The sequence below is a fragment of the Sphingomonas sp. ASY06-1R genome (assembly GCF_052180265.1).
In the GTDB taxonomy this organism is placed as follows: domain Bacteria; phylum Pseudomonadota; class Alphaproteobacteria; order Sphingomonadales; family Sphingomonadaceae; genus Sphingomonas_I.
On record NZ_CP197464.1, the window covers coordinates 146,690 to 165,854 of the forward strand.

The window sequence follows — 19,165 nt, forward strand, 5'->3', positions numbered from 1 at the left end:
TCCTACTGCTTGAATATTGCGGTACATAACAAGAACGAATATGTCAAGCGATACGTCCGTTCAGCGGGAGCAGGGGGTGATTCGGTGATGTTCGCCAAAGTGGTTCGCGCTTCATGCGTTCTGGCATTTGCGGCCGCGCCGGCGGCGTTCGCCCAGCGTTATTCCGCGCATCCAAAGCCGATCCGGCAGATCGAACTTTCCAAGCCGTTCGGCCTTCCAGCGGGCTGGCAGTTCGTGGCGCTTCAGGGCGATCCGATACCGAACGAGGCGGACGGCGGCGTCTGGCCGGCGGCGCTGCAGCTCTGCATCCGGCGCGGATTATCCGGGGCTTGCGCGCCGGCCCTGGAGAGCGGTGTCGAGGGGGATGCCGATCCGGATTCGCCCTACCAGGGCCTGCATTATCTGGAGGATGCGCGGCTGGTCTATCCACGCGGTCGTAGCGCCCGTCCGCTGCTGCTGGTGCGCGCCTCGGCAATCCCCAGCTACAACGGCAGTCGCGCCGTTATCACCCAGTTCGTGGCCTATGATGGTAGGCGGTTCCGCCGCGCCTATCGCCACCCCACCGGCCATAATATGAATCAGGAGGTGCGCTACATTGATCGCGGCCCGCTGCGCGGCCATGTCATCGTGGCGGAGCCGACCGCCGATGCGCCTTTCGCTTATTGGGTGACCGTCAACGCGCTCACACCCGCGCAAACCTATCGCCAGATCCTGCGCTATCGCAGCGCCACCCGCTATGGCGACGGTAACGGGCTGGAGGTGATCGATTCCGAGATGCTGAATATCCAGCGCCGGTTGGGCGTCTGGCGGCCCGGCATGAGGCTGCCGCTCCCGCCCCACTGCCCGCAGCCGCGCCTGATCCGCACTGAACTATGGTGCGGCCCGTCCGAAAACCCCGTGCAGTAATCGCGACGGCATCGCGCCCGATCAGGGGTGGATCTTTAGGTGCTGCTTTGCCAGCGATTGGCCCTCGGCGCTGTTCACCATCGTAGTATAGCTGGGGAAGCGGTGCTGGATGTAGGAGATTTTGTCGCTCCGCGACCAGCTAGTGCTTGGGCCTTTGTCGTCGATGGGCGTCAGGTTATTCTGTTTGCAGAATTGCTGGACCATCTCCAACCATACCGGGCGGACGATATCTTCGGCTTTCCCCATCGCCAGTTGCGACGCGACATAGGGGAGGAGGGAAAAGCGCTCCATCGCCGCGGTCTCGAACACCCAGCGCTCATCACCATCCGGATAACCGCCCAGCGTTTTTGCGGGAAGAAAGCGGAAGGATCGGCGCCCCGCCAGAAAATGGTGCTGGTTGACCCAGATCGCATAGGCCGAAGCGATCTCTTCCCACTTATATTCTTCCCGTATAAACAACGGATTATACCAGTTAAGCTGGGCAGCCTCGATGAACAGCGCCAGTGCAGCCGCCTTGATTATATAATCGGAACTGTCGTGGAAATTGCGCTTCAGCGTCTGCGCGGTGAAGCCGGTTTCCGTTTGGCTGCCAGGCTGAACCCCCACCCAGTCGGTATGGATGTCCGGGATCGCCCAGTCGCGCAGAAACTCGGGCACCTTCACACCGATCGGTAGCGGGAACAAAGCCGGCTCTACGAGCCAGATCGGCACGCTGAACGGCCTGAGCTTCGCGACGCCACGAAAGCGCAATGTCTTCTGTCCATTCCAGGTGATCGCCCCTGCCTGCACGGCCGCCGTATGGGCGTTCATATATTTGGGCATGTCATTGGCGAGGTGTGCCGCAATAGTCTGATAGCGGTGTAGTTGCTTACCCGGCGGCGCGACGCAGATGCGGAATCGGTTCAAGTGGTAGACCGTGGGAAACGCTGCTCGTGTTGCCTCTGTCCCGGTAGTGTCTGGAAATACTGGCAAAGCTACAAAATTACCCAAGCCACTCTCCTGTTCTCATCCGCACGCTCAACACACGAACCGCCGGAAACGTTGCCATGCGATGATAAGCATGGACTAAAGGGGCCTGGCTGTCAGGGCTGCCGACCTCCAATCAGCGTACGCAGAGGGGCATTGATCTTGTTTCGTGCCCGGATCACTTTGGTAAAGTGCGTAAAGCTGGAGTCGAAGGCCCGTTTGGGCGCGTGCGCATTAGGCCGGTGTCGCTACGATCATCAGCGCTACTCGGATCGACTAAGGTATTAGTAAGACACCATTATATCCGGGCACCCAATCGCCGCCAGCGCCCGCGACGCGATGGATCCCGGCCTTGGTCGAGGTGACAGAGAAGATCTCCCCCAACGAAACCCGTCATGCCAGCGCAGGCTGGCATCCACGAACCTCTCCCGCGTCCGGCACGGCATCAGGCTTGCCCCAGGCCCCACCGACCTCAGCCCGCCTCCGCTACCGCGACCGTGCGCGCGGCCATCTTGCGCGGGCGGCACACCCACATCTGCAGCAACGCCACGGCAAACCAGAACCAGTCCGGCCCCGGCGTGACCAGCGCGTCATAGATTTCCACCACCAGCAGCAGTGCGCCGATGCTGAATGCGATCCAGCGCAGGATGGTCAGCCACGGTACGCGGCGGATCGCCTCAACCAGGGCCATGCCCGTCCTCCTCTTCCAGCGGGAGTATCATCTCGGAGCCGATCTGCACCTGACCCTTGCTCCAGGTCGCCCACCAGAATTGGCCGCCCTCGGCGAAACCGCAGGAGGGCGGACTGTTGGGCCACCGCGGATCCGGCTGGCTTGCCACGCAACGGGGGAGCGGCTGGGGAAGATCGTCGATCGCGTAGGTCCAGTCGGTGAAGAAGGCGTCCCCATATTGGATATTCGCCAGCTTCAACTGCCACGGAAAGGCGATTATCCGACCATATATGTGTCGCTGCACATCAATCGGTGCGGAGATCAGCACCAACATCCGGTCCGCCGCCCGCAGCGCGCAGAATAGCGGCAAGGCGATGAAGAACACGATCTTCAGCTCGATCCAGGACCGACTCGGTGGCTTCTTCGGACGTTCCGCACTGGCCGTCATATATTCCCCGATGCCGTGATCTATCGATATAATCTTGGCGATAAACATATTGGTACATAGCAAGAACATTTCGTCAAGTGACGAGTGTAGGTTCCTGAAGCGGTATGTCGCGTCACTTGACGCGAGCGGCCGTTTGCGCTACATCCGCCGCCATGGAAGCCGCCCGCGCCATCCCTACTTCCGCCCCGATCGAGCTGCAGACATTTGCGCGCGTGGAAGATCGGCAGCGCCTCACCCCGCCGACGATGACGGCCTTTCGCAACCTGTGCCGCCATTGGGGCCTGGCCAATGCGGAGGCGGCGGCCTTGCTGGGTGTGTCCGAAAGCACCTGGGACAGGATCAAGCGCGGCAGCTGGGATCAGCCGCTCTCGCAGGATCAGATGACCCGCGCCTCCGCCGCGATCGGCCTCTATAAGGGGCTTCACCTGCTCTTCGCCGACGACATGGCCAATCGCTGGCCCCGCCTTCCCAATAGCGAGGCGATCTTCGGGCGGCGCAGTCCGGTCGAGGCGATGGTGGAGGGCGGGATCCCGGTGATGCTGGATACGCGCCGCTACATCGATGCGGTCCGCGGCGGCCTGTAACCGCGCATGATCGAAGGGTTGACCGTCACCCGCGTGGCGCTGCCGCGCACCGTCCGGCTTGTCACCACCGCGCGGCTGCGCGAGCCCGTCCTGCTCGGGCTGGGCAGTCCGGAGGATCAGGCCGCTTTGGCCGAAGTCGAAGGCGCCACCAGCGGCCGCCTGATCGCGGAGGCACGCGGCCTTGGCGGGGTGCAGCCGTTCGAGCTCGTCCACGGCGTGCCCCACGCCGCCCACATCAATGCCGCCTTCGCTTATGCCAAGCCGCGCGCGCCCAATCGTTTCAACGGCGCGGATCGCGGTGCCTGGTATGCCGCGACCGAGACCGAGACCAGCCTGGCGGAAGTGACCTACCACCTCACCGCCATGCTCGCCGCGACCGGCGTCTATGACGCGACCGTGGATTATGCCGAACTCTTTGCGAGCTTCGCCGGCGAATATCTGGATCTACGCGCGCACCCCGATCATCCCGCGCTGCATCCCGATCCGGCGATCGGCTATCCGATCGGCAATGCGCTTGCGCTGGAGGTGCGCGCAGCCGGCTTGAACGGTCTGCTCTATCCTTCCGTCCGCCGCGCCGGCGGCACCTGCGTCGCCGCTTTGGTGCCGCATGCGGTTCAGTCGGTCGCGCAGGGTGATGTCTATCGCATGGTCTGGCAGGGTCGCCCCCAGCCCCGGATCGAGCGGCTCGGTTAGGGCTGCCCGCCGGAACCGATTGCGGTCCGGCGCGCTCATGGCAAAACCGATCCGTTAACCGAACCGCGTGTGAGTGGAGGATCCTTTGGGCGACGTACCGATGAGGGCGAGTGTCGGGGAGGGCGGGAAGAACAAGCCCGCCGACGTTGCCATCGTGCAGGATCTGCTGAACCGTCAGCCCACCACCATGACCCAGCTGAAGCTGGACGGCCTGACCAGTCAGGAGCTGACCGACGCGATCAAGAAGTATCAGGAAGAGGTGATGAAATCGCCCGAACCCGACGGCCGGGTCGATGCGGGCGGCGGCACCTACAAACGCATGTTGAAGGATGCGGCCGAAAGCACCGCCGAACGGCTGTTCGGCTCGCGCCGATCGACGATGGGCCCGACCACGCGGACCGCGGTGGTGGAGGATCTGTACAAGAAGCAATTCAGCAGCACGCCCGCGGGTCTCACCACCGTCGTCAGCGCGCTGATCGCCGATGTCGATATCACCGATATCCGCTGGGCCGCCTATATGATGGCGACCGTCAAGCGCGAGACCGGCAATACGTTCCAGCCGATCGAGGAATGGGGTAAGGGCAAAGGCAAGGATTATGGCGACCCTGAACAATATGTCGACCAGGCCGGCAAGAAGCATAACAATGTTTATTATGGCCGCGGCTACGTCCAGCTGACCTGGCTTACCAATTACCTCGGCGTCGGCACGGCTATCGGCAAAGGCGAGGAATTGGCGGTCGATCCGGCAAAGGCGCTCGAGCACGACATCGCCTATCCGGTGATGAGCTATGGGATGCGCCACGGCACATTCACCACCAAGAAACTGTCGGATTACATCTCCGGCACGCAGTGCGATTATCCCCATGCCCGCCGCATCATCAACGGCATGGATCATGCCTATGAGATTGCGGCCGACGCGGAGGCGATCGAGGTGATCCTGCGGGTGGCGGTATTATGATCGCGTGGCGTGCCGCGGCCGCGCTGGCGGCGGCCAGCCTCGTCCAGGCCGCTCCGGCGGCGGCCCCGGAGTGGAGCGCGACGTCGGCCGGTTACGCGCTCAGCGTTTCCGATACCGACATCGTCGTGACCCGCGGCATAAAGATGCTGTTCAGCGCCAAGGCCTGGGTGCGCGCGGATCATGCCCAGGCGGTGCGCGACGCCGAGGGGGACGCGGTCCGCACCGAACATCGGTTCAGCATGGTTTCGATCGCCGGCCCCTATCTGTCGCTGCGGGACGAGACCTATCTCGACATCACGCCCTCGGCCCACCCGGGCGGCGAGACGCGGCTGTGGACGATCGATCTGCGCCGCCTGCGCGGCCCGGGGATGATCACGGCGGCACAGGCGGTCGATCTGAAAAGCCTGGTCGGCGAGGCGCCGTTGCGCCGCGCGCTCCTGGCCGATCCGGTCGTGCGCACGGCCCGGCCGCGTCCGAACGCATCGCTCGACGATATCCGCCTCGCTTTGCCGAAGGCCGATTTCGGCAAGGATACCTGTTTCGACGTGCCGGAGGATTGGACCTCCCGCTTCGTGCTGCGCGGCTGGGACAAAGGGCGCCTGCTCGTCCGGCTCGGCCTGCCGGGATTAGGGCCCTGCCGCTATAACCTCACCCAGCTCGGCCTCACCGTCGCGGCCCCACCCACGCTGCGCAAGACGATCGGCCCGGTCCACACCGCGCCCCCCGCCCGCACCGTCAAGATCAGCTTCACCGCACCGGCGCGTCACTAAAGGCAGGGCTAGCAGCAGCGGCCGGGAAGACGCCACCACCGACTTCCATACACCGTCACCCCAGCGAAGGCTGGGGTCCATGTCGCCTTCCCCACATGCCGCCTCTCCGCGGGCAACCGACCCGCGCCGCGTACCCTCATCCCCACCGGCGGGGGGAGCTGATAGGTCCGTGGATGCCAGCCTGCGCTGGCATGACGGTGGGGCGAAGGATGGGTCGGTAGCGGTGGCTAGGGACGGGACATCCACCCTTCTCCCCACACACCGTCACCCCAGCGCAGGCTGGGGTCCATGTCGCCCTCCACGTCTACCGCCACCGCGCGGTAGCCAGCCGCCGCCGCGACATCCTGTCCCGCACCGGCAGGGCCGGCTTAGAGGTCCGTGGATGCCAGCCTGCGCTGGCATGACGGTGGCGGGCAAAGGGTGCCGCCTCGGTTCGTCTTCGTGCATCGGCCGCAGGGGGCTCGGCGCCGGCGCTTGCGTCCGCGCGCGGGCAGGCTAGGCTGCGGTCATGGCCGGCAACACGCTCGATACGGCAGCGCATGTCGTGCAGCTCGCGCTGACGCCGATCTTCCTGCTCGCGGGGATCGCGTCCCTCCTCAATGTCTTCTCGACGCGGCTCAGCCGGATCGCGGATCGCGCGCATCGGCTGCGGTCGGAAACGCCGTGCAGTCATGTCGAATTGCGCCGGCTGACGCTGCGCACGCGCATCCTGGATGCCGCGGTGCTGTTCGCGGCCTGCTCGGGCGGGCTGACCTGCTGTGCGGCGCTGACGATGTTCCTCGGCGCGCTGAAACAGGTGGCGTGGGGGGCGGTGCTCTATAGCGCTTTTGGCGGCGCGCTGGTCTGCGCGATCGCCGCGCTGGGGGCATTCGCGATCGAGACGATCCTGTCCAGCCGAACGATTCGCGACAAGGTCGACGAAGCGATGGATCGCTAGCACCAAAGGGGGAAGGTGCGGCCGCCAACGTTCCTAGGGCTGTAATCACGCCGACGACCGCATGTGCCTTTTGCAGCCCGACGCCTGAACCGGCGCCCAACCGCGGTTGCAGCACGCATTCATCTGGCCGCAGGTCGCGTCCGGCCGATCCCACGCGCACATGGAGCGCTATATCTCATCCGATACTTGGGATTGTGGGTATCGACATAATTTCTCGTGAAATCCTATAGTTGCAAACCGGGGACGAGAACCAATATCCAGCGTTCACACTTTTCGGTCAAAACGGGGTGAGAGGTCGCATGGCGACTGACGACGACATCTTTGGTGCCGCCATTATCAAGCTTGAGCGTCTCGCCCTGCTCGACGAGCAGGATCGGGCGGCGATCCGTGCGTTGCCGGTGGACGTGCGCCCGGTGCGGGCCAACACCTATCTGATGCGGGACGGGGAAGAAGCGACCCATTGCGCCATCCTGCTGGACGGCTTTGCCTGCCGCCAGAAAGCCGCCGGCGACGGCGGGCGCCAGATCGTCTCCTTCCATCTGCCCGGTGACATCATCGCGCTGCAGACGCTGATGCTGCCCCGCGCGGACCATGATGTGCAGACGATCGCGCGGGCACGGATCGCGCGCGTGCCGGTGCCGGCGATGCGGGCGCTCGCGCGCGCGCGGCCGAACATCCGCGACGCCTTCTGGCGCGATACGCTGATCGACGCGTCGATCTTCCGCGAATGGGTGTTGAACGTTGGCCGCCGCGACGCCCGCTCGCGCATTGCCCATATGTTGTGCGAGCTGGCCGTGCTCGCGTCGGCGGGCGGGGACGCGCCGGATCGCATCCACCTGCCGATGACGCAAAGCGATATCGCGGATGCCACCGGCCTCACCTCGGTCCATGTGAATCGCATGCTGCAGGAACTGGATCGGATGGACGTGATCCTGCGCAACAAGCGCGATATCCGCATCATCGATTGGGCCGCCTTGCAGCAAATCGCCGATTTCGACGCCGCCTATCTGCACGCCGCGAGCTGAAGGACAGCACCTTCGGCGCGGGATCCATAGCTCTGCCCATATGTTCATGATATGTACCGAGTCGTCCTACCTGACGGGAGAGCGGATGATGAAACGGATGATCGTGATCGCAGGTCTGCTGCTGGCGGGCGCGGCGCAGGCGCAGGTCTCGTCGCAACAGATCGGCAATCAAACCTATTATAGTGATGGTACGACCGCGACGAAGGTCGGCAACCAGACCTATTTCAGCAATGGCACGACGGCGCAGCAGGTCGGCAACCAGACCTATTATTCCAATGGTACGACGGCGCAGCGGGTGGGTAACCAGACCTATTATTCGAACGGTACGACCGCGCAGCAGGTGGGCAATCACACCTATTATTCGAACGGGCGCGTCTGCCAGACGATCGGCAACCAACGCCATTGTAACTAACGGGGCATATAGGATGATGCGGGACAGGAGCCCGTACCGTCGTCGCATGCGGCATTTCCACGCCTGTTAACCCGGCAGATGTCGCCCTGCAGCAGTACATGTATTGCGCCGAACAGTCGATTTTCTCCGGAACGGAACGCGCCGCAACATATCGACGCTCAGGCCGCATAGGGCCGATCAGGCCTTAAAAAACGGGGCAAGTTGCGGAAATATTTGGATGAATGAATGCTGCCAGCATCGTTCCCAACGCGTTAACCCGATGTCCCTCACAAAAGGGTCAGCCCAGTTGATGGGAAGGAGAGTAAGATGAGTAGGCTTTTCAAATCTATCATAGCCGCGACTGTTCTTGCAGCCAGCGGTCTTGCCGCCGCCGCACCTGCGGAGGCACGCCACCGCCATGGTAATGGCGATGCCGCGCTGGTCGCCGGTATTGTCGGCCTGGGCGTGGGCGCCGCGATCGCGTCGGACAATGGTTACGGTCGTAATGATTATTACGCCTATGATACCGGCCCGGCTTATTATCAGCCCGCCGCTTATGGTTATGGCTACGGCTATAACCAGCCGATCTATTACGCCAATTATGGCTATGACCGGCGCTATTATGGCGGCCATCGTCGCTGGAACAACCGTGGCTACGGTTATTATGGCAATCGCGGCCATTACCGCGGCTATCGGGATCACGGTTATCGCGATCATGGCTGGCGTGACCGCGGCTATCGCGATCGCGGCCGGGGTTATCGCGACCATGGCGGCCGCTACCGCGACTATCGCCGCTGACAGGATATGCGCCCGGCCGTCTGGCCGGGCGCTATTCCCGCCGCCCCTCCACCATCCTGACCAACGTCTCGATCGCCGCCGCCAGTTGCGTGCGATCGCCAGGCCGGGCCGGCTCGCTTAGGTGCCGCCAACCTGTATCGCCCACTTCGGCGGCGATCAGCCGGCCGATCCAGGGCTGATCCACGTCGGGAAACCACCAGCCATCGACGCACAGGCTGTGCATCGCCGCCACCGCATCGCGGCCGGCCCGACGCGCAAGGCCATCGAGGATCCGGAAATATTCGCCCGGACGATCGTCGCCCCCATCATTGGCGGCCGAACGATCGCGCCGTTCCAGCGCACCCGTCCGGGGCGCCATCGCCGCAAATTCATGCCAATAGAGGCTGCCATAGCGCCGGCCGATGTCGCGCAATATCGCCCCATCGCAGAGCTGCCCATCCAGCAGCCCGGCGGCCCAGGCGCGGCCGATCTGATCGCCCACCTGCTGATCCGCATTGCCATCCTGACACCGGGCGAAGCGGGCGGCGCGCGCCTGCACCACATCATTGCCGCGATCGGGCAGGGCGATCAGGCGTCCCTTGGCGGTACGCGCGCCGGCTTTGCGGGGGCGTCCCCGTCGTGCAAGTGCCATTACATCTCTCCTGGGTTGATGGGATAAGCGCGCAATTGTTGGGCGGTGCGCCGCATGTCGGCCGCTTCTTCGCTCCGCCCCATCCGCTCGAACAAGGCGGCGGATCGCTCGGCCGCCTCGGCGCGCTGCTGCGCATTCATGTGCCGGACCGGCGCGTTTTTGGGTGGGGCCAGCTCCAGCATCTTCTGGAAATTTTCGGGCGAGGTCAGCAGCCAGCCCAGGCTGGCGCGCCAACCCCGGTCGTTGCGGCCGCAATGGAACGGGCTCGCCGCCAGGTTGGCGATCGCCTCCAGCACCGCCTGCGCGCCATGCTCGCGCAGCCGCGCCTTCAGCGACTGGCGCCGGCGCGGCGTCAGCCCGCGGGCCGGAAGCGCACCGGCCGCGGCCGCCTGGGCGTTCCACGCCGCCACCGCCTGATCCTCCAGACCAGAATTGGCCGGGGCCGGATCCTCGTCAGAGGATAGGGGAAGAGGGGGGTTAGAGTTATTATCATTGGGGGGCGCGTCCGCGACGTCCCGTGGACTCACGGGGACGAGATCGGACGCACGGCCGCCACGGCGCGCACTGCGCACCCGGCGTTGCCGCGCGGCATCGCGGGCGCGCGCGTCCGCCTTGCGCGCCTCCGTTTCGCGGCCCGCCGCCTTCACCGCCTCCACGATCATCTCGGCCGATGCGCCCGCCGCCAGTAGCGCATCCAGCACCGCCGCGGGGATCATATCGCGGCCTCGGGCCGCGTGGCCGCAAAAGTTTGGAATGTCTTGGCCCGATCTGCCCTCTCCCGTGCGTTGGGGTGGCAAGGCTCAGAACAAGGCGCAGGATGATGACCGTACGAGGACGAACCATGCCAGGCGCCACCGCGCTGATCCTGCTCGGCGGATTGAGCGGCTGCGGCAGCGATGCATCGATGCAGCACACCAACGCCAGCACCACCGAGCAGCTGAATCAGATCGCCGACAATACCTCCAGCACGGCGGGCGCCGACGAAGGCGGTTCCGGCTCCGCCCAAGATGCCGCGACCCAAGGCCGACGACCGACCAAGCCGCGCAAATATTAACAGCAATTGTAAGGTTTCGTCGGCGCAATTACCTCGATGACGGCAACGGCTTAAAATTAAATTGGCCTGTGACATTGTCTGCAATATTTCTGTCCTCATTATGTGTCCGAATGACACATCATAATTCTAATTCTAATTTTAATAGAAATAAACGAGTGACAGTATGTTTAGTTATTTATTAAGTGGTGAAGAATCATCGGGCAAATCGTTATATTGGTATAGCCTGTTGGCTTTCATCATCGCCTTTATGCTGGGAGAATATTGGGGATTACCGGGCGCGTATATAGGCGCGATTGCATCTATGTACTTATCCGGATCATTTCCAAATTTAAGAGCCGGGACATAACGCTTATCTTTTGTCAGAAGATTAGTGTGAGCATTCCATCCATCTTGTAGTGTTGGAAACGTTTTGAAACGTTTCTTCTGTTTTAATAGATTTCCCTTTGAATCATATTCTCGCGTTTCAGATATGACCCCCTTACTTTTATCATATTCTTTGATCCCGAAAGCGTTGTTACTGTTTGGCGGCATTGATCCACCCCAATGGCTCTCAGTTGCCCATTGAGCGAGAGTCACCGAGGCAGGTATGCCAGATACACGCTGTGTGTGCTGGGCGGCTGCAATCATCTCGGGCGGCGGCTGCCGATATCTTGGGGTGCTAATCGCCTGGGAGCGGGTTGCTGCTTTGCGATCTAAGATCACAGGCGGGACAGATGTTCCGGCCGGAGCCATTGGCCTCGTGGGATCAGCGGTGGGAAGTAAAGCCGGCTTCGGATGGTCGCTTCTGCCCGACGACGCACTCGCGATTGGCGAGTTTATTGCGTTGGGACTAATGGTATTGTCGTAAACGGTTGGGTCGTTGAGCAGATTTAAGGCGCCGAGCGGATTTACTAGCAAGGCAAGAGGATCGCTTAATGAGTTCGGCTTACCAGCAAACATTCCAGGACGAAGCCCAAATTCCTTATCGAAGCCCTGACCGCCCGCTTTCGATCGGCGTAAAAACTCGTTCACTATATACCTCCGACTCAAAAACAATTTCATACGCGTAAAGCGTATAAAAGTCAATCTAGACTGCGTACGAAATCTGTCCCATATGGACGTACATGACGAATCAGGAGACCACCGGAGCCGCGGTCAATCGGCTACGCGATCGCGCCGGGCTGTCGCTGCGGGCCTTGGCCGCCAAGGCGGGCTATGCCGCGGCGTCCAGCATCCAGCGTTATGCCGATCCGGCCTTTGACAGTCCGCTCGGCGTGGAGGTGGCGACGCGCTTCGCCGATGCCATGCAGGGCCAGGGCGATCCCCCAATCGCGCGGGCCGAGATACTGGCGCTGACCGGGCTGGTGACGGATAGCAATGCCGTCCTGTTTCGGATGGAAGGATCCAGCGTGGATCGGATGCAGCGCGATCTCCCCATCTATGGCACCGCGCTGGGGGCGGACGAAATCGTCGATGGCGAGGCGATCGAACAGACCACGCTCAACCGCGGCGAGGTGGTGGAATATAAGCGCCGCCCGCCGATCCTGGATGGGCGGGCGGATGTCTACGGCCTCTATGTGCAGGGCTCGTCCATGCACCCGCGCTTTCGCGACGGCGACACGGTCTTTGTCGAGAGCCGCAAACGGCCCGCGGTGGGCGACGATGCCGTCATCTATCTGCGCACTCCCGACGAGGTGGAGGGCGAGCGCACCAGTTCGGTGCTGATCAAGACGATCGTGCGCAAGACCGCATCCTATGTCGAGCTGGAGCAATTCAACCCGGCCCAGACCTTTCGCATCACGATGGAGCGGGTCGATCGGATGGACCGCGTGTTGACGCTGGACGACCTGATCGGCTGAACGCGCGCGGCGGGGCCTAGGACTGCCAGGCTGTGCCCGCATGACGTAAGTGATTGCGAAGGAGGCATATTTTTCCGTCACACTTACGAAATCTCGCCGTCACCCCAGCGAAGGCTGGGGTCCATGGCGCGTGCCGCGTTCGGTGATCTTGCGGTGGACGATCGTCGCGGGGCGCGGTGTGGTTCGTTCCTCCGGCGGACCGGCGCGGGGATGGGTCCGTGGATGCCAGCCTGCGCTGGCATGACGGAGGGATTGTCACGCCGGCCTCCTACAATAAGCGGAACTGATCGGGATCGTCACCTTCCTCCGCATCGCGCCGTTCGACGATACGCGCGGCGATGCAATCGGCGGCGCGCGTCCGCAATCGGGCGTCGCGAATGGCAAGGCCGAGCCGCGCCCATAAGGGGGCTTCGACCAGGATATCGGAGATGCGGCGGGCTTCGATTCGTTCCATGCGCCTATAAGAACAAATATAGAACATATCGGCAAGTCGATTCGCGACAGGTTGCAACTGCCCTTCGCGGGATGCGGAGGCGTTGACCGCCGGCATATTATCAACCATCCGCCCTCACCATACGCATATAGCGTAGACTATATTGACAAATCATACGTTCGAGGAGTACATATGGAGAACATCGCAGTGTCGCCAGCGTAGCGCGACGGCGGGTTTGGGGGAGACAATCATGCTGCAGCAGTCGGACCTGGCGGCGATCCGCGCCACTTTGTGCGATCGGATCGATCAGGCGGCGATCGTCGCGCAGCGCCAGGCCCGTCCCAACATCTCGATGCCGTCGGCCTTGCTCGCCGCCGGCCTTTATCTCGCCGATGCCGGGGCCGCGGAAGAGCCGGCCAGCGCCGGCGAGGAATATTTCGCCTGGGGGCCGCGCGCCTATCGCCTCTATCTCGGCAAGCTCACCGATACGGCGCGCGCGGAAGAGGTGGAGGCGGGCCGGCGCGTCGTGTTCGAGGGGCGGGGCCTGCGCCCACCCTTGGCCGAGGGGCTGGTTCATGATCCTTGCGCCTATCGCGACGCCGCCTGATGAGCCGGCCTTTCACCCCGATCCTGTCGGTGACCGACGCGGCCTGCCGGTTGATCGAGGCGTCCGATCGGATTGGCACGGCACGGCAGCAGGCGGACGCCATGGTCGCGACGCTGGAAGCCCGCTGGGCCGCCAACCGCGCCCGTCATGGTCACGCAGATGGCGGCTACACGACAGCGCCGGACGCAACGGAATAACCTGCCGGCCCTGACGACTTTCCCAATAGGCGCGAACAGGCCGCACGTCCGGGCAATGCGCGCGCATAATTGGTAAGTATGAAAATTTTCTTGGCGCCGTTGCGGAGGATGTTCGTCGCGCAACATCCAATGTTCTTCGCTGCTTATCCGCCATCAACGCAAATCGAGCAGGCGATATCGCGCGGTTTCGCGGTCGCAGACGTTCCGGTGGAGCAACAAACTCCGGATTGGAGGGTTATCGGGCGAGCCGGTTCTCTATCGGCTGCCAAAGATAGTACCAACAGGAGGAATTATGGGTTCGATGAAGCTGGGTTCGATTGCGTTGTTGACGGGCGCGGTGATGCTTGCCGGATGCAACAAGAAGCCTGCCGACGTTTCCCTGAAGGATGCCTCGGTCGAAAAGGTTGCCAACACGGCGCAGAACGCCGTGAAGATGCAGCCCGGCCAGTGGGAAATGAGCTTCGCCATCGACAAGATGGAAATCCCCGGCATGCCCGCCGGCGCCAACGCGCCCAAGGCCGAACCGACCAAGGCCACCACCTGTGTCACGCCCGAACAGGCTGCCAAGCCGGCTGGCGACATGTTCGCCGGCAAGGGCGCGGGCGACTGCAAGTTCGACACGTTCACCATGGACGGCGGCAAGATGAATGCCGCGATGACCTGCAAGCTGCCCAACAACCAGGGCGAATCCAAGACCAACATGACCGGCAGCTATTCGTCGACCAGCTTCAGCAACGAAGTGACCTCGACCGTGAATATGCCCAACGGCCAGAAGGTCACCATCCACGCAACCTCGGCCGGCAAGCGCATCGGCGAGTGCGCCAAGGCGGGCTGACCCGATCGATCGAATGGCGGGCGCCCAGGCTGGGCGCCCGCTTTTTTTGTGCCTTTTTGCGGCGGCGTGCCGGCGCGGGCCATATTCGGCCGCCTGCGGGGTGGCTGCATAATGGCAGGATGCGGGAGTAGCGCGCTGACCCCAGCCTTTGCTGGGTGACAGTGTATCGGTGGGGCGTGGGACGTGTGCGCTCGGCGGACGGTCAGCCGCTCTCCCTAACCCGTCATGCCAGCGCAGGCTGGCATCCACGGCGCTACCCACCCGCCGTTCGACCCGGGGATAAGCGGCCCGCCGTCCGATCCTGACCCGCGTCTTACCGCAGGCGCAGGACGGGCGTTGCGGTCGCCACCGTGCGACCGCCGCCGAAGCGGGGGCACGGTGGCGGCGGGGCGATTAGTTGGGGGTAGTGGTGACCGTCGTCTTGGTGGTCTCGGTTGCGGCCGGGCGGGCGCGCACGGTCGTGGAGCGGACCGGGGCCCTGCGGACGCGGGTGCGGGTGGCGGGGGCGGCCGTGACGTGCTTGGTCGTCTCGGTGGTGACGGTCGTGGTCGGCGCGGGGGCGGCGGCGGCGACGACGATCGGGGGCGCGTTGCGCGCGGCCTGGGCGTCGGCGGCCGCCGCAGCGGCGGCCTGTTCAGCAGTGGCGGCGCGTTCGTTGGCGGCAGCCGCTTCCTGCTGCGCGGTGGCAGCGGCATCGGCCGCGTCGGCGCGCTGGGCCTGATCGGCCGCGGCGCGATTCTGCTGGGTCTGGCCGATCGCCGTATCGGCGAGCTGCGAGGCGTGGATCGCCTGCTGAATCGCCTCTTCCTTATGGCCCGATGCGAGCGACTCGCGGGCAAGCTTCAGCGACGCTTCGGCGGCCGCGGTCGCGTGCGGGGCTTCGCCGGCCGTGCCGGTCTTGTTGGCGGCGTCGATCTTGCCGCGGGCTTCGGCAATGGCCTGTTCGGCGCGGTCATGCTTGCCCGCCAGCGCCGGGGCGGCGACCAAAGCGAGGGCGGAAGCGGCGCACAGGCCGCGAACCATGGAGGTGAACTTACGCATATCGTCTCCTGAAGAGATAAGATGCCGCAAACGTGCCCCGCCGCCGCAGGTTCCTGCCGTGCCGGTGCGCGCACCTGATCGATGCGGTTGTTGTGGACGCTGCCGGAGGACGGCGTGTGTCGCTGGCGGTGGTGGCGACGGGTGTTTGGCGCGTGGTGCTGGGTCTGGCCGACCCATAAGCGGCAGGGGGCAGGTGGGTTTCGAGGATGCCAGCCCGCGCGGGCATGACGGTGGGGCGGGGGCCTGTGCCACGCCCCGTCACCCCGGCGAAGCTAGGTCCATTTCGTTTGTGTTCAAGGCAATATGATACAGACGCAATCCCCGACGCAGGCGGGAGTCGGTCTTGTGATAGCGAGTAGCGGAAACGGAGATGTCCACGCTTTGGCCAGTCGTCGATGCCCTGAAGTGCCCTCGCCGCTGGCGGGTTCTCGACGCCCACGCGTCGCGATGCGCCCTGGCCTGATCCGGCGGCGGCGCGTCGGGCGATGATCGCGCCGCGCCCGCTGCGCGAACGGCTTGTCGCCGGCCTAGGCGTGGCCGCGATCGAGGTGGCGCTCGGCCTGGCCTTGCTGCTGGTTCTGACGACCCGCTTCGCGCCGCCGCGCGCGCCGCCCGCGACCCTGCTGGAAAGCCCGCCTGTCCTTATCCCGCCGCCAGCGCCGGAGCGACCGCATGCGCGTGCCCATTCCGGCCCAGCCGCGCCGCGCAACCTGCGCGCGAAGCCGACGCCACTCGTCGTGCCGCCGCCGCTCGTCGCGCTCGCGCCGCCGCCACCGATCATTGCGGCTCCGGTGGCCTCGACGGGGGCGGCGGCGCGGGCGGGCGCATCCGATCTGCCGGGGCCGGGGACGGGTGCCGGCGGGATCGGCGCCGGCCTGGGCGGCGGTGGCGATGGGGGGGGCGATGGAATGCCGCCGCGGCATATCCGCGGCCGGATCCGCGACGGCGATTTCCCGCGCGCTTTGGCCGAAGCCGGCGCGGGCGGCACGGTGGGCGTCCGCTATCGCGTTGGCATTAACGGGCGCGTCGGCGACTGCAGCGTGACGCGTTCCAGCGGCAATGCCGATCTGGATGCGCTGACCTGCCGCCTGATCCAGCAGCGCTTTCGCTTCGACCCCTCACGCGATGGCGCAGGCCGTAAAGTGCCGTCGATCATCGTCGAAAATCATAGCTGGCTGATCGAACGGCTCCCGTCACCGCCCGCCGGCACGCCTTAGCGCAGGCGCGGCGCCAGCAGCGCGATCAGCCGCTCGCAGCCCGCCTGATCCTCCGCATCGAAGCGGCCAACCTGCGGACTATCCAGATCCAGCACGCCCAGCACTTCGCCCTCGACCACGATCGGCACCACCAGTTCGGAGGCCGACGCCGCATCGCAGGCGATATGGCCGGGAAAGGCATGGACGTCCTCCACCCGCTGCGTCTCGCGCGTCGCCGCGGCGGCGCCGCACACGCCCGCGCCAAAGGCGATGCGGATGCAGGCGGCCTTGCCCTGGAACGGCCCGAGCACCAGCTCGCCGCCGACATTGCGGTAAAAGCCGGCCCAGTTGAGATCGGGCAGATATTCCCAGATCAGCGCCGCCGCATTGGCCATGTTGGCGATCGGATCGGGCTCGCCCGCGGTCAGGCCGTCGAGCGCGCTTTCCAGATCACGATACAGCTCGGCCTTGCTTCCGGCCGCAATGTCGAATTGATACACGTTCGGGGTCCTTAAGGGGGATGTTTGCGTGAAGCCTGACGTATTGATCGTGGGCGCCGGCCACAATGGGCTGACCTGTGCTTTCTACCTCGCCAAGGCCGGGCTGAAGGTGCGCATGCTGGAGCGCCGCGACATTGTCGGCGGTGCGGCGGTGACGGAGGAATTCCATCCCGGCTTCCGCAATTCGGTGGCGAGCTACACCGTCAGCCTGCTCCAGCCCAAGGTGATCGCCGACATGCGGCTGCACGAACGCGGCCTGCGCATCCTGGATCGGCCCTATTCCAATTTCCTGCCGCAACCGGACGGACGCTATCTGCTGGTCGGCGGCAGCCTAGAGAAGACCCAGGCCGAATTCGCCAAATTTTCGGAGGCGGACGCGCGCGCGCTGCCGGCATATTATGCGATGCTGGAAAGCGTGGCGGATGTGCTGCGCGATCTGGCGCTGCAGATCCCGCCCAATGCCGGCGGCGGCCCGGCGGCGTTGCTGGCGGCGGCCAAGCAGGGCGGCCGGCTGGCGCGGATGCCGATCCCAAGGCAGCGCGACGTGCTGGACCTGTTCACCAAATCGGCGCGCGCCTTCCTGGACGGCTGGTTCGAGAGCGATGCGATCAAGGCGGCGTTCGGTTTCGATGCGGTGGTCGGCAATTATGCCAGCCCCGACACGCCGGGCTCGGCCTATGTCCTGCTCCATCATGTGTTCGGGGAGGTGAATGGCGACAAGGGGGCGTGGGGCCACGCCGTCGGCGGCATGGGTGCGATCACCCAGGCGATGCGCCAGGCGTGCGAGGAGGAAGGCGTCGAGATATGGACCGGGGCGCCGGTCGCGCGCGTGCTGGTGGAACGGGGCAAAGTGACAGGCGTGCGGCTGGAGGATGGCAGCGCGCATAGTGCCGGGATCGTGGCCGCCAATGTCGGGCCGCGGCTGCTGTATGACCGGCTGATCGATCCGGCCGATCTTGACCCGGATTTCGCGCGGCGGGTGAAGGGGTTCAAGGTCGGATCGGGCACGTTCCGGATGAACGTCGCGCTATCGGAACTGCCGCGTTTCACCGCGCGGCCGGAGCCGGGCGATCATCTCAAGTCGGGCATCATCCTGGCGCCGACGCTGGATTATATGGACCGCGCCTTCACCGATGCGCGCGCCACCGGCATGTCGAAGGCGCCGATCGTGGAGATGCTGATCCCCTCCACCGTCGACGATAGTCTGGCGCCGGCCGGCAGCCATGTCGCGAGCCTGTTCTGCCAGCAATTCGCGCCGGTCCTTCCGGACGGGCGCTCCTGGGACAATGAGCGCGCGGCGGCGGCCGATCTGATCATCGCCACGGTCGAACAATGGGCGCCGGGCTTTACCCGCAGCGTCGTCGGACGGCAGATTTTGTCACCGCTCGACCTGGAACGCACGTTCGGCCTGATCGGCGGCGACATCATGCACGGCGCCATGTCGCTGGACCAACTCTGGTCGGCCCGCCCGATCCTCGGCAATGCCGCCTATCGCGGGCCGATCGCTGGCCTCTATATGTGCGGTGCGGGCACCCATCCCGGCGGCGGCGTCACCGGCGCACCCGGGCACAATGCCGCCAAAGCGATCCTGCAGGATCGGTCCCTGCTCGGCCGAATCTTCAAACGCTAAACCCTCTCCTCCCCGGAACGGGGAGGGGGACCGCCGCGTAGCGGTGGTGGAGGGGAA

General features: G+C 64.6%; 25 protein-coding genes. 16 read left to right on the plus strand and 9 right to left on the minus strand.

Translation table 11 applies throughout. The annotated features are described in order from the left end of the window. Window positions 1-84: 84 nt before the first annotated feature. Window positions 85-906, plus strand: coding sequence for a hypothetical protein (locus ACSBM8_RS00755; RefSeq protein WP_442679768.1), 822 nt, complete (start codon window positions 85-87; stop codon window positions 904-906). A gap of 21 nt (window positions 907-927) precedes the next feature. Here the strand turns inward: ACSBM8_RS00755 and ACSBM8_RS00760 are convergent, their stop codons facing one another. The 3 genes from ACSBM8_RS00760 to ACSBM8_RS00770 form a co-directional block, all read right to left on the minus strand. After that, the gene (locus ACSBM8_RS00760) at window positions 928-1,896 is read right to left on the minus strand and encodes a hypothetical protein (protein WP_442679769.1); all 969 of its coding nucleotides are present in this window, start codon (window positions 1,894-1,896) and stop codon (window positions 928-930) included. A 448-nt stretch (window positions 1,897-2,344) separates the two neighbouring features. After that, the gene (locus ACSBM8_RS00765; protein WP_442679770.1) at window positions 2,345-2,563 is read right to left on the minus strand and encodes a hypothetical protein; all 219 of its coding nucleotides are present in this window, start codon (window positions 2,561-2,563) and stop codon (window positions 2,345-2,347) included. Then, on the minus strand, window positions 2,550-2,990 hold the full coding sequence (locus ACSBM8_RS00770) for a hypothetical protein (RefSeq protein WP_442679771.1): 441 nt from the start codon (window positions 2,988-2,990) through the stop codon (window positions 2,550-2,552). The genes ACSBM8_RS00765 and ACSBM8_RS00770 overlap by 14 nt, the downstream gene beginning before the upstream one ends. Before the next feature lie 152 nt (window positions 2,991-3,142). Here ACSBM8_RS00770 and ACSBM8_RS00775 point away from each other — a divergent pair, with 152 nt between their 5' ends. The 8 genes from ACSBM8_RS00775 (at window position 3,143) to ACSBM8_RS00810 (ending at window position 9,146) form a co-directional block, all read left to right on the plus strand. After that, a complete protein-coding gene (locus tag ACSBM8_RS00775) occupies window positions 3,143-3,574 on the plus strand; it encodes an antitoxin Xre-like helix-turn-helix domain-containing protein (RefSeq protein ID WP_442679772.1) in 432 nt (143 codons plus the stop codon). 6 nt (window positions 3,575-3,580) lie between these two features. Next, entirely contained in the window at window positions 3,581-4,267 is a 687-nt protein-coding gene (locus ACSBM8_RS00780; protein ID WP_442679773.1) for an RES family NAD+ phosphorylase, read from the plus strand. Between the two features lie 100 nt (window positions 4,268-4,367). After that, the gene (locus ACSBM8_RS00785) at window positions 4,368-5,225 is read left to right on the plus strand and encodes a hypothetical protein (RefSeq protein ID WP_442679774.1); all 858 of its coding nucleotides are present in this window, start codon (window positions 4,368-4,370) and stop codon (window positions 5,223-5,225) included. After that, window positions 5,222-5,995, plus strand: coding sequence for a hypothetical protein (locus tag ACSBM8_RS00790; RefSeq protein ID WP_442679775.1), 774 nt, complete (start codon window positions 5,222-5,224; stop codon window positions 5,993-5,995). The genes ACSBM8_RS00785 and ACSBM8_RS00790 overlap by 4 nt, the downstream gene beginning before the upstream one ends. A gap of 508 nt (window positions 5,996-6,503) precedes the next feature. Next, window positions 6,504-6,932, plus strand: a complete 429-nt coding sequence (locus ACSBM8_RS00795; RefSeq protein ID WP_442679776.1) for a DUF2721 domain-containing protein — start codon at window positions 6,504-6,506, stop codon at window positions 6,930-6,932. A 299-nt stretch (window positions 6,933-7,231) separates the two neighbouring features. Beyond that, window positions 7,232-7,957 (plus strand): Crp/Fnr family transcriptional regulator, encoded by a 726-nt coding sequence (locus ACSBM8_RS00800; RefSeq protein ID WP_442679777.1) that lies wholly within the window; start codon window positions 7,232-7,234, stop codon window positions 7,955-7,957. Window positions 7,958-8,042: 85 nt separating this feature from the next. Further along, complete coding sequence (locus tag ACSBM8_RS00805; protein WP_442679778.1) at window positions 8,043-8,369, plus strand: hypothetical protein; 327 nt, start codon at window positions 8,043-8,045, stop codon at window positions 8,367-8,369. A 306-nt stretch (window positions 8,370-8,675) separates the two neighbouring features. After that, a complete protein-coding gene (locus ACSBM8_RS00810) occupies window positions 8,676-9,146 on the plus strand; it encodes a hypothetical protein (protein WP_442679779.1) in 471 nt (156 codons plus the stop codon). Window positions 9,147-9,177: 31 nt separating this feature from the next. Here the strand turns inward: ACSBM8_RS00810 and ACSBM8_RS00815 are convergent, their stop codons facing one another. Together ACSBM8_RS00815 and ACSBM8_RS00820 are read right to left on the minus strand one after the other, a co-directional pair. After that, entirely contained in the window at window positions 9,178-9,777 is a 600-nt protein-coding gene (locus tag ACSBM8_RS00815; protein WP_442679780.1) for a hypothetical protein, read from the minus strand. Next, window positions 9,777-10,493 carry a hypothetical protein gene (locus ACSBM8_RS00820; RefSeq protein ID WP_442679781.1) on the minus strand — a complete coding sequence of 239 codons (717 nt, stop codon included), beginning with the start codon at window positions 10,491-10,493 and terminating at the stop codon, window positions 9,777-9,779. Before ACSBM8_RS00820 ends, ACSBM8_RS00815 begins: the two co-directional genes overlap by 1 nt. A gap of 125 nt (window positions 10,494-10,618) precedes the next feature. Here ACSBM8_RS00820 and ACSBM8_RS00825 point away from each other — a divergent pair, with 125 nt between their 5' ends. Then, entirely contained in the window at window positions 10,619-10,831 is a 213-nt protein-coding gene (locus ACSBM8_RS00825; protein WP_442679782.1) for a hypothetical protein, read from the plus strand. A gap of 171 nt (window positions 10,832-11,002) precedes the next feature. Here ACSBM8_RS00825 and ACSBM8_RS00830 read toward each other — a convergent pair whose 3' ends face one another. Beyond that, entirely contained in the window at window positions 11,003-11,842 is an 840-nt protein-coding gene (locus ACSBM8_RS00830) for a glucosaminidase domain-containing protein (RefSeq protein ID WP_442679783.1), read from the minus strand. 92 nt (window positions 11,843-11,934) lie between these two features. Here ACSBM8_RS00830 and ACSBM8_RS00835 point away from each other — a divergent pair, with 92 nt between their 5' ends. Continuing rightward, the gene (locus ACSBM8_RS00835) at window positions 11,935-12,669 is read left to right on the plus strand and encodes a S24 family peptidase (RefSeq protein ID WP_442679784.1); all 735 of its coding nucleotides are present in this window, start codon (window positions 11,935-11,937) and stop codon (window positions 12,667-12,669) included. A 268-nt stretch (window positions 12,670-12,937) separates the two neighbouring features. Here ACSBM8_RS00835 and ACSBM8_RS00840 read toward each other — a convergent pair whose 3' ends face one another. Beyond that, entirely contained in the window at window positions 12,938-13,123 is a 186-nt protein-coding gene (locus ACSBM8_RS00840; RefSeq protein ID WP_442679785.1) for a DUF6771 family protein, read from the minus strand. Window positions 13,124-13,352: 229 nt separating this feature from the next. Here ACSBM8_RS00840 and ACSBM8_RS00845 point away from each other — a divergent pair, with 229 nt between their 5' ends. The 3 genes from ACSBM8_RS00845 (at window position 13,353) to ACSBM8_RS00855 (ending at window position 14,741) form a co-directional block, all read left to right on the plus strand. Then, window positions 13,353-13,709, plus strand: coding sequence for a hypothetical protein (locus ACSBM8_RS00845; RefSeq protein WP_442679786.1), 357 nt, complete (start codon window positions 13,353-13,355; stop codon window positions 13,707-13,709). Next, window positions 13,709-13,906, plus strand: coding sequence for a hypothetical protein (locus ACSBM8_RS00850; protein ID WP_442679787.1), 198 nt, complete (start codon window positions 13,709-13,711; stop codon window positions 13,904-13,906). Before ACSBM8_RS00845 ends, ACSBM8_RS00850 begins: the two co-directional genes overlap by 1 nt. 301 nt (window positions 13,907-14,207) lie before the next feature. Then, a complete protein-coding gene (locus ACSBM8_RS00855) occupies window positions 14,208-14,741 on the plus strand; it encodes a DUF3617 domain-containing protein (protein ID WP_442679788.1) in 534 nt (177 codons plus the stop codon). A 393-nt stretch (window positions 14,742-15,134) separates the two neighbouring features. On the opposite strand, the gene ACSBM8_RS00860 is transcribed toward ACSBM8_RS00855, so the two are convergent. Continuing rightward, window positions 15,135-15,782, minus strand: a complete 648-nt coding sequence (locus ACSBM8_RS00860; RefSeq protein ID WP_442679789.1) for a hypothetical protein — start codon at window positions 15,780-15,782, stop codon at window positions 15,135-15,137. Window positions 15,783-16,267: 485 nt separating this feature from the next. On the opposite strand from ACSBM8_RS00860, the gene ACSBM8_RS00865 reads away from it, so the two are divergent. After that, the gene (locus ACSBM8_RS00865; RefSeq protein ID WP_442679790.1) at window positions 16,268-16,999 is read left to right on the plus strand and encodes a TonB family protein; all 732 of its coding nucleotides are present in this window, start codon (window positions 16,268-16,270) and stop codon (window positions 16,997-16,999) included. Here the strand turns inward: ACSBM8_RS00865 and ACSBM8_RS00870 are convergent. Continuing rightward, window positions 16,996-17,478, minus strand: coding sequence for a GAF domain-containing protein (locus ACSBM8_RS00870; RefSeq protein ID WP_442679791.1), 483 nt, complete (start codon window positions 17,476-17,478; stop codon window positions 16,996-16,998). The genes ACSBM8_RS00865 and ACSBM8_RS00870 overlap by 4 nt on opposite strands. A gap of 28 nt (window positions 17,479-17,506) precedes the next feature. On the opposite strand from ACSBM8_RS00870, the gene ACSBM8_RS00875 reads away from it, so the two are divergent. Further along, window positions 17,507-19,108: a phytoene desaturase family protein gene (locus tag ACSBM8_RS00875; RefSeq protein ID WP_442679792.1), complete on the plus strand. Its 1,602-nt coding sequence runs from the start codon at window positions 17,507-17,509 to the stop codon at window positions 19,106-19,108. Window positions 19,109-19,165: the final 57 nt, after the last annotated feature.